General features: G+C 35.4%; 11 protein-coding genes. 8 read left to right on the top strand and 3 right to left on the bottom strand.

All coding sequences use genetic code 11. From position 1 onward, the window contains the following. The first annotated feature begins 206 nt into the window (after positions 1-206). A complete protein-coding gene (locus BUE84_RS19495) occupies positions 207-719 on the top strand; it encodes a 5' nucleotidase, NT5C type (protein ID WP_079243135.1) in 513 nt (170 codons plus the stop codon). Between the two features lie 121 nt (positions 720-840). After that, positions 841-2496, top strand: coding sequence for an alpha/beta fold hydrolase (locus tag BUE84_RS19490; RefSeq protein ID WP_079243134.1), 1656 nt, complete (start codon positions 841-843; stop codon positions 2494-2496). 116 nt (positions 2497-2612) lie between these two features. On the opposite strand, the gene BUE84_RS19485 is transcribed toward BUE84_RS19490, so the two are convergent. Then, positions 2613-3476: a glycoside hydrolase family 25 protein gene (locus BUE84_RS19485; protein ID WP_079243133.1), complete on the bottom strand. Its 864-nt coding sequence runs from the start codon at positions 3474-3476 to the stop codon at positions 2613-2615. A 66-nt stretch (positions 3477-3542) separates the two neighbouring features. Between BUE84_RS19485 and BUE84_RS19480 the strand changes: the two genes are divergently transcribed. The 5 genes from BUE84_RS19480 (at position 3543) to deoC (ending at position 8036) form a co-directional block, all read left to right on the top strand. Beyond that, positions 3543-4805, top strand: a complete 1263-nt coding sequence (locus BUE84_RS19480) for an NAD(P)/FAD-dependent oxidoreductase (RefSeq protein ID WP_079243132.1) — start codon at positions 3543-3545, stop codon at positions 4803-4805. Then, on the top strand, positions 4802-5473 hold the full coding sequence (trmD, locus tag BUE84_RS19475; RefSeq protein ID WP_079243131.1) for a tRNA (guanosine(37)-N1)-methyltransferase TrmD: 672 nt from the start codon (positions 4802-4804) through the stop codon (positions 5471-5473). Before BUE84_RS19480 ends, trmD begins: the two co-directional genes overlap by 4 nt. Before the next feature lie 381 nt (positions 5474-5854). Further along, the gene (locus tag BUE84_RS19470) at positions 5855-6790 is read left to right on the top strand and encodes an endonuclease/exonuclease/phosphatase family protein (protein ID WP_079243130.1); all 936 of its coding nucleotides are present in this window, start codon (positions 5855-5857) and stop codon (positions 6788-6790) included. A gap of 27 nt (positions 6791-6817) precedes the next feature. Further along, complete coding sequence (locus tag BUE84_RS19465; RefSeq protein WP_002976659.1) at positions 6818-7288, top strand: Lrp/AsnC ligand binding domain-containing protein; 471 nt, start codon at positions 6818-6820, stop codon at positions 7286-7288. Positions 7289-7292: 4 nt separating this feature from the next. Then, positions 7293-8036 (top strand): deoxyribose-phosphate aldolase, encoded by a 744-nt coding sequence (gene deoC, locus BUE84_RS19460; protein ID WP_079243129.1) that lies wholly within the window; start codon positions 7293-7295, stop codon positions 8034-8036. Between the two features lie 50 nt (positions 8037-8086). On the opposite strand, the gene dusB is transcribed toward deoC, so the two are convergent. Continuing rightward, the gene (gene dusB / locus BUE84_RS19455) at positions 8087-9082 is read right to left on the bottom strand and encodes a tRNA dihydrouridine synthase DusB (protein ID WP_079243128.1); all 996 of its coding nucleotides are present in this window, start codon (positions 9080-9082) and stop codon (positions 8087-8089) included. A gap of 198 nt (positions 9083-9280) precedes the next feature. Between dusB and BUE84_RS19450 the strand changes: the two genes are divergently transcribed. After that, the gene (locus tag BUE84_RS19450; protein WP_079243127.1) at positions 9281-11251 is read left to right on the top strand and encodes a T9SS type A sorting domain-containing protein; all 1971 of its coding nucleotides are present in this window, start codon (positions 9281-9283) and stop codon (positions 11249-11251) included. A 76-nt stretch (positions 11252-11327) separates the two neighbouring features. Here BUE84_RS19450 and BUE84_RS19445 read toward each other — a convergent pair whose 3' ends face one another. After that, entirely contained in the window at positions 11328-14555 is a 3228-nt protein-coding gene (locus BUE84_RS19445; protein ID WP_079243126.1) for a hypothetical protein, read from the bottom strand. Between the last annotated feature and the right edge of the window lie 119 nt (positions 14556-14674).

The raw sequence follows: 14674 nt of genomic DNA, 5'->3' as shown, positions 1-14674 counted from the left end.
GTTTGATTTTAATTTTGAACTAAGCCGCAAAAATACGAAAATGTAGCCATAAAACTTTCCGGAACGCCTCTTATAAAAATGAATATTTATGATTTTTTAATAGACTGTGTCCCATGTCTGCAAAAACTAATCAGTAAATTTGATCAGAAACAATACAATATACAGTTTAAAATAGTAATAAATAATACAAAAACCTGATTGAATCAATGAAAAAAGTAATTGTCGACATGGACGGGGTAATGGCGGATGTATATCATCAGCTGGTACAATTTGAAAAAAGAGATACAGGAAGAGAAATTGAAATCAGTGATTTGGCTGGTAAACCTGAAATAGAATCTTTCCCTAACGGAAAAAAACATGTAAATGAAGTAGGTTTTTTCAGAACCTTACCTTTAATGAAAGGAAGCCGTGAGGCAATGGAGTATCTGAATAATAAATATGAACTCTATATTGTCTCGGCCGGAATGGAGTTTCCGAACAGCTTAAGAGAAAAATATGATTGGCTGGCAGAGCATTTCCCATTCATTACCTGGGAACAGATTGTTCTTTGCGGAAGTAAAAAAGTGGTTGCCGGAGATGTTATGATAGATGATTATCCAAAAAATTTAGATCATTTTTCAGGGCAGAGATTGATATTTACCCAACCTCATAATGAACTGATAGAAAATGAAACTTACGAAAGAGTTCATTCATGGGAAGAAATTATGAATATCCTTTAAGTAGGAAAAATTTATAATTAGGAAATATTTAAAACAACTTTAACTAAAGGGAGAATAATTTTAATAAAGTATTGGGATAGCGGACTGTTTAAAATAAATAAGTTTGCGTCAAACTTTTAACATGAAAATATCTCATACTTTATTTTTCCTTTTGACAGCTTCAGCCTTTCATGGGCAGACTATTTCCGGAACCATCATTTCTAAAAATGAAAACCATCCAATTCCTTATGTAAAAATTGGAATTGAAAAAAAATCAATTGGAACGATCTCTGATGAAAAAGGAAATTTTTCAATTGATCTTTCCAATATGGATCCTCAGCAGAAAATAAAAATAGAAGTACCAGGATTTGACCCTTACCAGGAAACGATACAGAATTTTAAAAAAAATGATCAGCAAAAAATATTTTTAACAGAGAAAACTAAAAATATTAAAGAGATTACCATTAAGCCTAAGAAACTTGTTGATAAAAACTGGGGAGTCAATACCAAGACAAAAAGTGTTATGTACTCTGTAAATCCACACCTCAGAAAAGAAGATTTTCTTGGTGAAACTGCATTGGCTTTTAATGCTAAAAAGAAATCAAAGATTAAGAATATTAACCTGAATATTGCCAGCTATACCTCAGATAAGCCTGTCGTTATGCGGTATACTATTTATAGTGAAAAAGATGGTTTTCCGGATAAGAATATTCTTGATGAGGAAATTACTGTTGAACTTACCAGCGATATGATTAAAGATGGAACTTATACATTGGATGTTAATGATCGTAATATCTGGGTTCATGGAAAATTTTTTATAGGAATTCAGTTTTTAAAAGAATTTGAAGGGAGAGTCAATATAAGTGCAGCATTGTTCAAAACAGGATTTATAAGGAAATTTTACGGAGAGTGGACAAAAATGACTCTTGCCGCACCTGCCATTAATATCGATGTGAAAATGGATAAAAACGGAGACAAAAATACGGATGATGAAAACGGTTTTGCAGATGATAGCGCAGAAGCAATGATGCCTGATGTATCAAAATATATACAGGAATCTGAGCAAACTGTGTATGGTCAGAATAAAGCGGTGGGAAACTATCTGAAACTTCAGGATACGAACCTTTATTATGAGGTCTATGGTGAAGGAGAACCATTGATTCTGCTTCATGGCAATTCCGGAAGTATTAAAGATTTTTATCAGCAGATTCCTGTTTTATCTAAGCAGTATAAAGTAATTGCTATAGATACAAGAGGCCAAGGAAAAAGTATAGATTCTTCTAAAAAGGATTTTACTTATAAAATGTTTGCTGATGATGTAAAAGCAGTTACAGATCAATTAAAGCTCAATAAAGTAAATATCGCAGGCTGGAGTGATGGTGGAAATACCGGACTGGAATTTGCCCTGAAATATCCTGAAAAACTGAATAAACTCATTGTAATTGGAGCCAATGCATTTCCTGATGGAGTGGATGACAGACTTACTGATCATTTTGAAAATAAAATGCTGGTGATGAAAGAACTGAAAAACCCTGAAAAGTTTAATGAACAAAGGCTTTTGAAAATTATGCTGACACAGCCGCGCATTGCGAAGAAAGATTTAAATAAAATTGGAAGTAAAGTATTGGTTATTGCTGGTGATAAAGATGTTATTAAAAAGGAGCATACCGAACTTATTGCTAAAGAGATACCTAATGCCGAACTTAAAATCTACAGCAATGCCACCCATATGATTCCTTTTGAAAATGCAGATCAACTCAATACAGATATTCTGAATTTTTTAGGAAAAAGTAATTAAATAAAGGCTGGATGGAAGTAGGGAAATGGAAGTTATATCAGTCAGGTAATGTTGAAAGCGGGATCAATGAAATTTTATCAACTCCCAGCTTCCTGCTTCTAGCTTCCTTTCATTTTTTAATCCAGTGTCAGTCTTTTCAAAGACCACGAATTACCATTGTAAATATCAAGATCCACTTTAGCGTTGATACCATGAACAATTCCGTTTTCTGTAAACTGCCAGAAATCCCACTCATCATCCGGCGAAGGAGACGGAACATCATTGTAATTGGCCAGCCATAAAGGATAACCTTCAAACTCGCCTTTCAGAAAATCTTTATAATAATGATAGTAGGTGTAGATAATCGGCTTTTCACCATAAGCATCTTCTACAATTTTACACCATACTTTCAGATCTTCAATGAGCTTTTTATTGGTTTTGCGCTTTGGGATTTTTTCAATATCGAGAATCGGGGGAAGATCTCCGCTTTCAAGTTTTACATTCTCTAAAAAATTATTAGCCTGGATTACAGGATCTTCATCGGCTCTGTAAAAATGGTAGGCACCACGGATAAGATCATGTTTTTTAGCACTTTCCCAGAATTCGTCAAAATGTTTATCGGCACTTCGGTTTCCCATTGTTGCACGCATGACAACAAATTCTAGCGGAATCGTTTTATTTCCGATGCTGAGACTGTCCCATTTGATATCTTCCCGGTTTTGATAATGAGAAACATCAAAGCCATAGGTTTTATCAAGGTTGCTGGCTAATATTCTCTGAATTCTTGCTGCTTCTTTTTCACTGTTATGAAGCTTTTTATGCTTAAATTTATTAAAGTACAAGGCATAGTAATAACTGATAGACTGTCTTAAATAAAGCCCTGTTCCTACCAATGCGATCGTTAAAATAGCCAATATCACCCATCTTCGGAAAAAATACTTCTTCCGTCTCGATTTATGGACCTGTTTGGCAGTTTTTTTGGTGTACTTTTTTGGTGTCATAAAGTTTTGCAAAACTAACTTTTTTCACTGCTAAATGCTAAAATAAAATCAGTAAATTTGTGTATTATGGAAACACGCGAAAAAATCATCATTATTGGAGGAGGATTTGCGGGGCTGCAGCTTGCAAAAACATTGAATAACAAGAACAAAAAGGTCATTGTTCTGGATCGGATGAACCACCATATGTTTCAGCCGCTTTTTTATCAGGTAGCCTCAGGGAGGATAGAACCTTCCAACATTTCCTTTCCCTTCAGAAAGATTTTTCAGCAGTCCAGAAACACACAGTTCCGTATGACGGAAGTCAAAGAAATAGATCCTGCCAATCATAAAGTTATTACAGACGAAGCAGAATTTACCTATGATAAACTCATCATTGCAACGGGCTGTAAAACTAATTTTTTCGGAAACAAAGAATTGGAAGGAAAAGCTTTCGGAATGAAAAATACCCAGGAAGCCATCAGTATCAGAAATCATGTTTTGATGACCTTTGAAAAACTGATTATTGAAAAAAGCCGAAGCGATGACGGAAACTGGAATATTGTTATCGTTGGAAGCGGTCCTACAGGAGTAGAACTGGCAGGAGCTTTTGCTGAAATGAAAAAAGACATCCTTCCAAGAGATTATCCTTATATGAACTTTGATCATCTGAAGATTATTCTGGTAAGTTCTACCGAGAAGCCATTGGCTGTAATGAGTAGCGAAGCACAGGATAAATCTGAGAAATATCTTAAAGACTTAGGAGTCACTTTTATGAGTGGGGAAGTGGTAACGGATTATGACGGAGATAAAGTTCATTTGAAAAGTGGAAAAGAAATTCCATCCAATAATGTGATCTGGGCAGCCGGAGTTACAGGAAATGTTGTAGGAGGTTTTCCGGAAGAAAAATTAGTAAGAAACAGATATATTGTAGATCGATATAATAAAATAAAAGGTTACGATAATATTTATGCTATCGGGGATATTGCCTATATGGAAACCCCTAAATATCCACAGGGACATCCTCAGGTAGCCAATGTAGCCATTAATCAGGCAAAAAATTTAGGTAAAAATCTATTAAAGAAAAGCCATGAAGAATGGAAAGAATATGAATATGATGATAAAGGCTCATTAGCGACTATTGGGAAGCACAGAGCGGTTGTAGATCTGCCGTTTATAAAATTTCAGGGATTTCTGGCATGGTATTTCTGGATGTTTCTCCATTTAATGCTAATTTTGAGCGTTCGAAATAAGCTGGCCATATTCTTCAACTGGATGTGGAGCTATATCAACAAAGATTCTTCTTTAAGATTAATTATTATACCTACTAAGAAAAACGGAACATTACAATGAGAATTGACATAATAAGCGTACTTCCGGAATTGATGGAGAGTCCGTTCCAGACTTCTATTTTGAAAAGAGCAATGGATAAAGGGCTGGTAGAAGTACATTTTCATCATCTGAGAGACTGGGCAATCAATAAGCACAGACAAATTGATGATGAGCCTTACGGAGGCGGAGCAGGAATGGTAATGATGGTTGAGCCATTGGATAAATGTATATCGGAGCTTAAATCTCAAAGAAATTATGATGAAGTGATCTATCTGACTCCGGATGGGATAACTTTAAACCAAAAAATAGCCAATTCATTGTCTATCAAAGATAATTTAATTTTTCTTTGCGGGCATTACAAAGGAATAGACCAAAGGGTAAGAGATCTTCATATCACCAAAGAAATTTCAATTGGAGATTACGTTCTTACAGGAGGAGAATTGGCTGCCTGTGTTTTGGCAGACTCAATTATCAGATTGCTTCCCGGAGTTTTGAATGATGAACAAAGCGCCTTAACAGACAGTTTTCAGGATGATCTTCTTTCACCACCCATTTATACTAGACCTGAAAGTTATAAAGGTCTGGATGTCCCTAAAATCCTATTGAGTGGAAATTTCGGAAAAATTGAAGAATGGCGTCATGATGAAGCTGTAAGAATTACAAAAGAAAAACGCCCCGATTTACTGTAAACGAAAATTGTCAGAAATGATCTAATTTTTGCTTCAATATTTAATTCCATTTATTATAGATAAATGGAATAATATTTGTTGTAATTTTAATAAGTGTGAAAAATATTAATGTTTCTGATTTTAAATTGAAAATTTATTTCTATTATTCCATATTTTGTATATTGTCTCAATTTTGATTAATATATCGAAACTGCGGGATGGTTGAAAAATTAATTCACAATGACTTATTTCATTAGTATTTTTTACTATATTTGAATTGTTTTTTATTGGAAATTGATTTACTGTTTTATAGGTAAATCACGAAAATTTGAAAAAAAATAATAAATTTACATCTTAAAGTAAAAAGGACATAATAAATTAAAAGTATAGAAATTAGTGTAGATGGAGCTGTTCTCTTTTTATAATGTTGAAAATTTATTTTTACCCGATCCGAAACCTGTCCACAAATTAGATCCTACCCGGTCAGGATTAAGGAATTGGGATGAAAAGAGATATAGAAATAAACTTTTCAAAATCTCTCATGTATTTCAGTTGATGAAGGAGGATAATGAAGTATTACCATTTGTAATAGGATTATCTGAAGTTTCCGGAAGGAAAGTTTTGGAAGATCTAGTAGAAATGGAGCCCTTTAATTCGGAATACGGAATTGTACATTACAATTCTATGGACGAAAGAAAAGTGGATGTAGCCATGTTATATGATAAAAATAAAGTAGAGGTAATAGATTCGGAAACCATTACTTTCTTTTTTGAAATAGTAAATAAAAACACAGAAAATTACGACACAACCCGAGACGTACTTTTTTCAAAAATTAAATATAAAGGGGAAATTATTAATGTCTTTATCGCCCATCTTCCCTCTAAGCGCGAAAAAGATATCAATAAACCTAAAAGAGCCTTTATATTGAATGAAGTACGGCAACGGATTATGAAAATTATAAATGCTGATAAAGAGCATGTTATATTGTGTGGTGATTTTAACGAAAACCCGGATGATGAAAATTTAGTACAGATTCTCTATGACAATGACCATGAGAAGGTTTTAATGAACCCTTTTCAACAATTGTTTTCTACAAGAAATTATTCTACTTTTCATTATAAATCTGGATTGCTGTATGATCAGATCATTATGTCAAGATCTTTGCTTGATAATAAGACGCTGGCTTTTCAGGATGCCCATATATTTAATTCTGAAAAAATCCGCAGCAGAACCAGAAATTTTGAAGGACGGCCTTTCCGAACATATGCTGGTACACGGTATTTAGGAGGATATAGCGATCACTTTCCGGTTTTTGTAAAATTTAAAAATTTACATTAAAAAACATAAATAATAAAAAAGTAGAAAATGAAAAATTCGAGCAACACAAGCTACCATTTAGATTCTATTGACAAAGAAATCATCTACATGTTGATGGACAATGCTAAAACTTCTTTAGCCCACATTTCAAAAAATGTTGGAATTTCCACAACGGCGGTGCATCAAAGAATCAAAAAACTCGAACATGCAGGAGTTATTGAAAATTCAATATCATTTCTTAACCCTAAGAAAATTGGATATAAAGTGATTTCCTACATCGGGGTATTTCTGGATCAGCCAAGCCATTATCCGGAAGTGGTAAAGTCTTTGCATGATATCAATGAAGTAGTGGAGGCCCACTATACTACAGGAAATTATACTATTTTCCTGAAAGTTCTTTGTAAAGACAATGATCATTTAATGCAGATTCTTAGTAAGCTTCAAAAGCTGAAGGGAGTAACAAGAACAGAAACTTTTATATCTTTAGAACAAGGTATTTACAGACAATTGAAAGTATAACAATATGAACATAGCCCAATATTTGGATTCAACTTACCTGAAAACTCCGGAACAGTCAGGTATTTCCCACGAAGAAACACTTCAAAAAGATAAAGAACTTGCTCAGGAAGCAATAGACAATGGTATTTTTGCCGTGATGATTCGACCGGATTATGTATCTGAGATCAAAAAATTTATTCAGGAAAGAAATTCGAATGTTGTAGTAGGAACTGTGATAGGTTTCCACGAAGGAACGTACTCTATTGATGAAAAACTTGCAGAAGCTTCAAAAGCAATAGAAGACGGAGCAGATGAATTAGATTTTGTGATTAATTATACTGCTTATCTACAGGGGAATATAGAACTGGTAAGAGAAGAATTTGTAAAATGTACCGAATTATCTCTTGAGCATCATAGAGTTGCAAAATGGATTATTGAAATTGCAGCATTAACGGATGAACAAATTGCAGATCTTACTAAAAAGATTTCTACCTGGGCAGAAGAGAATTTCTCTGAAAATGAGTTGTCGAAAATTTTTGTCAAATCATCTACAGGATTTTATCAGACTGCTGAAGGAAAAGCTAATGGAGCAACCTTTGAAGGAATAACAATTATGCTCAGCAATGCTGGGAAACTTCCTGTAAAAGCAGCAGGTGGAGTGAGAACTCCCGAAGATGCTGAAAAAATGATCAAAATGGGAGTTAAAAGAATTGGAACCTCTTCAGCTTTGGGATTAATTAAAAACGAATCTTCATCAGAAGGATATTAAATTAGATTCTCAATATAAAAAACCATCAGTTTTGCTGATGGTTTTTATTTTTATAGTTGTGCCTGATATTCTTCGTAGAACTGTTGGGTTTCTTTAATCAAGCTATTCATTTCTTCCATAGTGAACACTTCCAGGAATTTTTTTCTGAACTCCTTGAAATGAGGAATTCCTCGGAAATAGTTGCTGTAATGTTGTCTCATTTCAACTAAACCTAATCTTTCTCCTTTCCATTCTGCACTCCATTCTGCATGCTGACGAACAGCCAGTAATCGGTCTGAAATGGTCGGTTCAGGTAAATGCTCTCCTGTTGCAAAGAAATGTTTGATTTCATTAAAGATCCATGGATATCCAATGGCAGCACGTCCGATCATAATACCGTCACATGCATACTTTTGTTTATACTCTAATGCTTTTTCAGCAGAATCTATATCACCATTTCCAAAAATTGGAATTTCAATATTAGGATTTTGTTTAATTCTTGAAATATGTTCCCAGTCTGCTTCACCCTTATACATCTGAGCACGGGTTCTTGCGTGTATCGTAAGAGCTTTAATTCCTGTTTCCTGCAGACGCTCTGCTACTTCATCAATATTAATACTGGTGCTGTCCCATCCTAAACGGGTCTTTACCGTAACAGGAAGATGAGTAGAACTTACAACAGCTTTTGTAAGACGTACCATAAGGTCGATATCTTTCAGGACACCAGCTCCTGCTCCTTTGCAGACAACTTTTTTTACAGGACATCCAAAATTAATATCTACCAGATCCGGATTTACCGTTTCAACAATTCTTGCAGACATAGCCATAGCTTCTTCGTCACCACCAAAAATCTGTATCCCAACGGGTCTTTCATAATCGAAAATATCCAGCTTTTTACGACTCTTGATAGCGTCACGAATCAATCCTTCGGAAGAAATAAATTCCGAATACATTAAATCTGCACCATGCATTTTACACAAACGTCTGAACGGAGGATCACTTACGTCTTCCATCGGAGCCAGCAAAAGTGGAAATTCCGGCAGTTCTATGTTGCCTATTTTTATCATGGTGCAAATTTACGAAATTCTGAAAAAACAATATTTTATAAATTAACATGTGGTATCGTGTTTTGTCTGTGTTAGGTTATTTGAAGTATTTTATGATATTATGTTTAAATTTTTATTAATATATTTATTTTATTATCAATGTTTATTGAATTTTATTGATAATTATTTTTTATATTTAGTATAATAAAAATTAATGTCATGAGAAAAATTCTATTTTGTTTGATGGCAATTTTGGTTTCATCAAATTTTTATTCACAAGTGAATATTTCTGCCACGGCAGGAACAGCTACAGGAACCTATACCACATTAAAAGGAGCATTCGATGCTATTAATGCGGGAACACACCAGGGAGCCATTACAATCAGTATCACAGCGAACACAACAGAGACAGCCACCGCAAGTCTGAATGCCAGTGGTGGAGCGGCAAGCTATACTTCTGTTGTCATAAAACCCGCTATAGGAGTTACGGCTGCTATTTCCGGTGATATTGCCAGTGCTCCCTTAGTAAGAATACTGGGGAGTAATATTACCCTGGATGGAAGCAATGCAGCTTCAGGAACGACAAGAGATCTTACTCTTACCAATACTTCTATTATAGCACCGCAGGTACTTACCTTTATTGCAGCTTCTGCAGCTGCCGCTAATACGAATATTATGGTTAAAAACCTTAATATTATCAACGGAATGAATAATTCGTCAGCTTTGGTAATGTATGACGGAGCAGCAACACCTACGGGAGGCTTCTTTAACAATGTTACTATTCAGAATAATGCTGTGAAGAAAGCTTATATGGGAATCTATTTATTTGCTGCTACAGCTGCTGGTAACGGAGCTAATACATTGGTTACGGGTAATGATATAAGTGCTTCGGGAGCAGATGCCAACCGTCTTGGAGGAATTTATGTTCAGGGTGCAGATGGAGTAACAGTAAGTAATAACACGTTAGGTAACTTTGAAACGACCAATGCTGAAATTAAAAGAGGAATCTGGTTTGCCACAGCAACAGTCAATTCTTCAATTATTTCAAATACCATTACCAATCTTGGGTATACCGGAACTGGTGCGGGAGGAGCTTCTGGAATAACGATTACCTCAGGGAGTACAGGTGCCTCTGCTGCAGCCAATATTATTGTAAGAGGAAATACAATCTCCAATTTTAATTCCAGTGGAACAGGGACTCTTTTTGCTGGTATATATGCGGGAGGTACGTTAACAACCGGAATGACTATTACCAATAATAAAATAACCGGGATCAAAAATACAAATACATCCGGATATGGAGCACAGGGAATATATCTTTCAACAACTAGCCTTACTTCGAATACCTTAGTTGCCAATAATATCGTGAGCGGTGTAGCCGGTTATGGATATGCAACCACCGGAGGTGTGAATGACAATGGAAACGGAATTGTGATTGCTGCAGGAGGAGGATATAAACTTTATTATAATACTGTTGTGATGGATGTAAGCCAGACTGTTGCAGGAAGACCGTCTGCTTTAAATATCACAAGTGGAGTAACCGGTTTGGGAGGAATTGATGTAAGAAATAATCTTTTTGTGAATACCCAGACCCAGGCAGGAGAAAGATATACTATTTATGCAGGAGCCGCCAGCGGGGTTTTCTCTACTATTAATTTTAATAATTTCTATTCTTCAGGAACTAATCTTGGCTATATTGGAGGTCTTGCAAAAGCTACACTTGCAGATATCCAGGCGGGATTCGGAGGAAATGTAAACTCTCTGAATGTTCTGCCAGTATTTGTATCAGCTACTGATTTCCATTTATCTGCCACAGGAAATGCGGTTCTTGATAACAAAGGAACTCCTGTCGTTGAAGTAACTCTGGATGCAGATGGTAATATAAGAAATGCTTTAACACCGGATCTTGGAAGCTTTGAATTTACAGCAGCTGTATTAGCTGTGAATGAAGCTGCGAAAAAAAATACGGTGAGTGCTTATCCAAACCCTGTTACAGATTTCCTTTATATCAATAATGATACAAGGATTAAAGATGTTGAAGTGTATAATGTTTCAGGCCAGAGAATTCTTAGCGAAACAATGAATGCTGAAAAAGGTTCTGTAGACATGAGAAGTGCCGCTTCAGGTGTTTATATTGTAAAAGTAAATACAGAAAAAGGATCACAGTCCTTGAAAATTATTAAAAAATAACTGTTAAACTAATAACTAAAACAAATCCCCAATAGCGATATTGGGGATTTTTTATTGTAAAAAATAACGGTCATTATTAGAAACTTGCTTTTACCTGCATACTTCCGATATGGATAGTTCTGTCACCGGAATTTCTTCCTTCGTAATTAAGATTCAGCTGGATAAACGAGTTGATAGCCTGCTGGATAAACACACTCCATACCTGGTTTTTTCCAGGTTTAAGTCCATCCAGCATCTGGTTTCCTACAATACTGAAATTGTTTCCTGTAAAATTGTTACTGATGAATGAGAAGTTTCCACGGATAGACGTTTTTCTTCGCTCCCACTGGATGGTTCCCGTAACATCAAACGCTTTAAGAAGTTCTTCACCATCCAATCTTTGTTTCTGGCGGAAAGCAGAAGATAATTCAGCCTGAATGGCATCTGTAAATTTATAAGTTGCTTTAGGCTTGGTTTCAAAATTATTGAGACGATAATCTCTTGTTTTAAATAATTGGGAGGAGTTCTGGATATCGTGAACCGAGTTTTCCCAATCTACTCTGAATTCTTTATTGAACCAATATCCTATATTCAGGAAATGGGAAGTTTGCTCACGTTCTTCATTGCTGAAATTGGCATTGATGAGATTATCATTGGTGATGAATCTGTAATTTCCGTTCCAGCCTGATTTATCGGTTGGGTTAAATTGCACGGAAGCAAGAATGTTCTGATTTTTAAGGATCTGATCACTGTTCTTTTCAAAAGGATTCAGAACAAGTACTTTTTCCTTTTTGTAGAATGAGTTTTGAGAGTTTAATGAAATATTGAAATTCCAACGTTTTAAAAATCCGTTTTCAGAATTGAAAACAATGGCCGGATTGACAAATAAGGCCAACTGCAATTTATTTTTATTGGAAGGAATGTATCTTACAGAATTAGTATACACACGGATATATTGGGCAAGATCTGAATACTCAGCGATTTCAAATTCGTCCAGCTGCTGAACGCCGTCTCCGTTATAATCCGTCCATTTATAGACACCTTGTCCGTCTGTTACTTTAATGTACTGAAATTCCCTCTGGGCTTCCTGTCCGTTCCCCAGTTCATAGAAAGCCTGAAGACGCATACCATTTCTGAACAGCTGTTGGTTGTATAAGATGTTTCCAACAACAAAATCATTATTACGGGTTACTTCACCTTCTGCACCTGCATAGAAGAATTTTCGGTAGTGAATTAGAGCATTTAAACTGGTTCTTTCGGTCTTGATAATCTGACTTTCAGCCATGATCCCCAAAATATTGTTCATATTCTGAAGTCTGTTATCACGTACTGAGTCATTATCTCTCATATATACTTTCGCCAATAATTTGGTTCTTGTACTGTCACCGATTTTCTTTTGCAAAAAGATTTCTTTCCAGCTGAAACTTGTGACATCCAAAAGCTGAGTATCATTGTACTTTTTCTCGTTATGTTCCATACTTCCACCAATGGCCCAGCTTCCTTTTTTACCGGTAAATTCTGTTGAAACTCCACCACGGATGAACTTCGTGTCCTGAAGAGTAGCATTGGTGCTCAGATAAGACAGATTTCCTTTAGTAAAGAATTTTCCTGTCAGCCAGCCGAAGTCAAGGTCATTTTTAATCCCTTTGTAAGAATCCTGTTCATTCAGGTAATTGATGCGGTAATTCAGCGTAGATTTATTATTCCATTTATTAAGGAAGCTGAAAGTAAATCTGTTCTGGGTCTTTTTATTGAATTCCTGTGTAAGGTTGAAGTCTCTGGAGAATTCTACATCGTTGATACGGTCAAGGATATGAAACTGTCTGTCTATATATTGATATTCAAAGCTTGGAGTTCCTCTCCATGTGTTCTTTGTAAAGCTTTTATTTCCAAAAATACGCCATGCATACCCCATATTCTGATCAGAATCTTTTGATGAAAATAAATTGACATCATAGTTACTCAACGAGATATCAGCACCTATTTTCCCTTCGTTCAGCAGATATTCAGAGTTCAGAGAGTATACCTGCGATTTCTGTGGCGAAGGTAGTTTTCTTACGGCTCTGTAATCTCCGGCATTAGGACCCACATATTCAAAAACACGTCCGTTGTTAGTGGTCTGTGCTATTTTATAGTCTCCCTGATTAACTCCGAAATAGGTAAAAGAAACCTGATAAAGCGTTAAACTTGAATCCGTAGAATATTCATAGAAGTTACCTGCGGGACTTAATTTGTATAAAATTTTATTGACATCATATTCCGTTATCACTCCTGAAGGAGCATACATCAGGTCAGGATTATTTCCGGCTTCGGCAAGAATTTGCTCATCTTCTTTAGAAAGGTTTAGAGAAAGAGGTGCATTTTTGTTGTCATTTTCCATAAACCAGTTGAATCCTACTTTGAATTTCTCTCTCTGATGCTCAAGCTTTCCTGTAAACAAATACCTTGAATAATTCCTGTTGGCATAGTTATAAGAAATCGTGATGAAATTCTGCTGGAAAATAGGGCGGAAACTGGTAAAGGTAACTTCACCTGTATTGTAATTGATAATATAATCCTGGTTTTCACCACGCTTCATTAAAATTCCATCAATAAAAACCTGTTCAGAACCGGAGATAAGTGTAATAAATTGCTCCCCGTTTTTACCAGTCAAACGATAAGGTCCCTGGTTACCTTCAACCCCCTGAAAACGTATTCTATGGAATTCACTTCGGGCAACACCTGCAGAGATATCTACGAATGTCTTATTCTCTTTACCGAATTCTGTCTGGAACTGAAGTCCCATACTTCTTCTCTGGTATTTGGCAAAATAATTCTTAGCTTCTACAAGATCAAGATGTCCCGCCCTGAGGATAGACTTATCTTTAATATTAAGCTGCATATAAATTTTGTCAAACTCCTCTAAAGTCTGAGTATAACCATCAGCCTGAATAGGAAGGTTATGATCTGAAATACTCGCTAAAATAGTGACATCTTTTGATAACCGTCCAGAAATCTGAAGATCCATAGAACTTTGCACAGATTGCCCCTGATTATTACCAAAAGTAATCCCACGGATAATAGAACCTTTTGAATTAAGTTCTCCTAAAAACCTCTTTTTATCATTTTTTGCCAGTACAGCTTCATCAATAATGATCTTATTATGCGTTCTTATGAAATCAAGAGTGTCTTTTGCAAAGATGTCTTGTTCCAGTTTTGCTGCGAGAATACTGTCTCTTTTGATGCTGTCTTCCGGGACGTTGGGATTTTTCCACGAAAAGACCTGAGCATTTCCTGAAAATATGCCTAAGAAGAACAAAACGAATAGAATGACAAAATTCCGCAACTTTTAAAAATAATTCGTAAAAATAATTAAAAAATGTTAACATTAAGAGGTCAACTATAATTAACAAAAACTTAACCTCTTTATTGTCCCCCAAAAAAAATTAGAATGTAGTTTTGTTA

Origin of the sequence: Chryseobacterium indologenes (assembly GCF_002025665.1) — a bacterium.
GTDB lineage: Bacteria > Bacteroidota > Bacteroidia > Flavobacteriales > Weeksellaceae > Chryseobacterium > Chryseobacterium metallicongregator.
The sequence above is the reverse complement of the archived record's forward strand: the minus strand, read 5'-3'. Positions and strand labels throughout refer to the sequence as shown.

Excerpts from the sequence above, each read along its gene's own strand:
- BUE84_RS19495 (WP_079243135.1), top strand. The coding sequence starts at position 207 with ATGAAAAAAGTAATTGTCGACATGGACGGGGTAATGGCGGATGTATAT.
- BUE84_RS19490 (WP_079243134.1), top strand. The coding sequence starts at position 841 with ATGAAAATATCTCATACTTTATTTTTCCTTTTGACAGCTTCAGCCTTT.
- BUE84_RS19485 (WP_079243133.1), bottom strand. The coding sequence starts at position 3,476 with ATGACACCAAAAAAGTACACCAAAAAAACTGCCAAACAGGTCCATAAA.
- BUE84_RS19480 (WP_079243132.1), top strand. The coding sequence starts at position 3,543 with ATGGAAACACGCGAAAAAATCATCATTATTGGAGGAGGATTTGCGGGG.
- trmD (WP_079243131.1), top strand. The coding sequence starts at position 4,802 with ATGAGAATTGACATAATAAGCGTACTTCCGGAATTGATGGAGAGTCCG.
- BUE84_RS19470 (WP_079243130.1), top strand. The coding sequence starts at position 5,855 with ATGGAGCTGTTCTCTTTTTATAATGTTGAAAATTTATTTTTACCCGAT.
- BUE84_RS19465 (WP_002976659.1), top strand. The coding sequence starts at position 6,818 with ATGAAAAATTCGAGCAACACAAGCTACCATTTAGATTCTATTGACAAA.
- deoC (WP_079243129.1), top strand. The coding sequence starts at position 7,293 with ATGAACATAGCCCAATATTTGGATTCAACTTACCTGAAAACTCCGGAA.
- dusB (WP_079243128.1), bottom strand. The coding sequence starts at position 9,082 with ATGATAAAAATAGGCAACATAGAACTGCCGGAATTTCCACTTTTGCTG.
- BUE84_RS19450 (WP_079243127.1), top strand. The coding sequence starts at position 9,281 with ATGAGAAAAATTCTATTTTGTTTGATGGCAATTTTGGTTTCATCAAAT.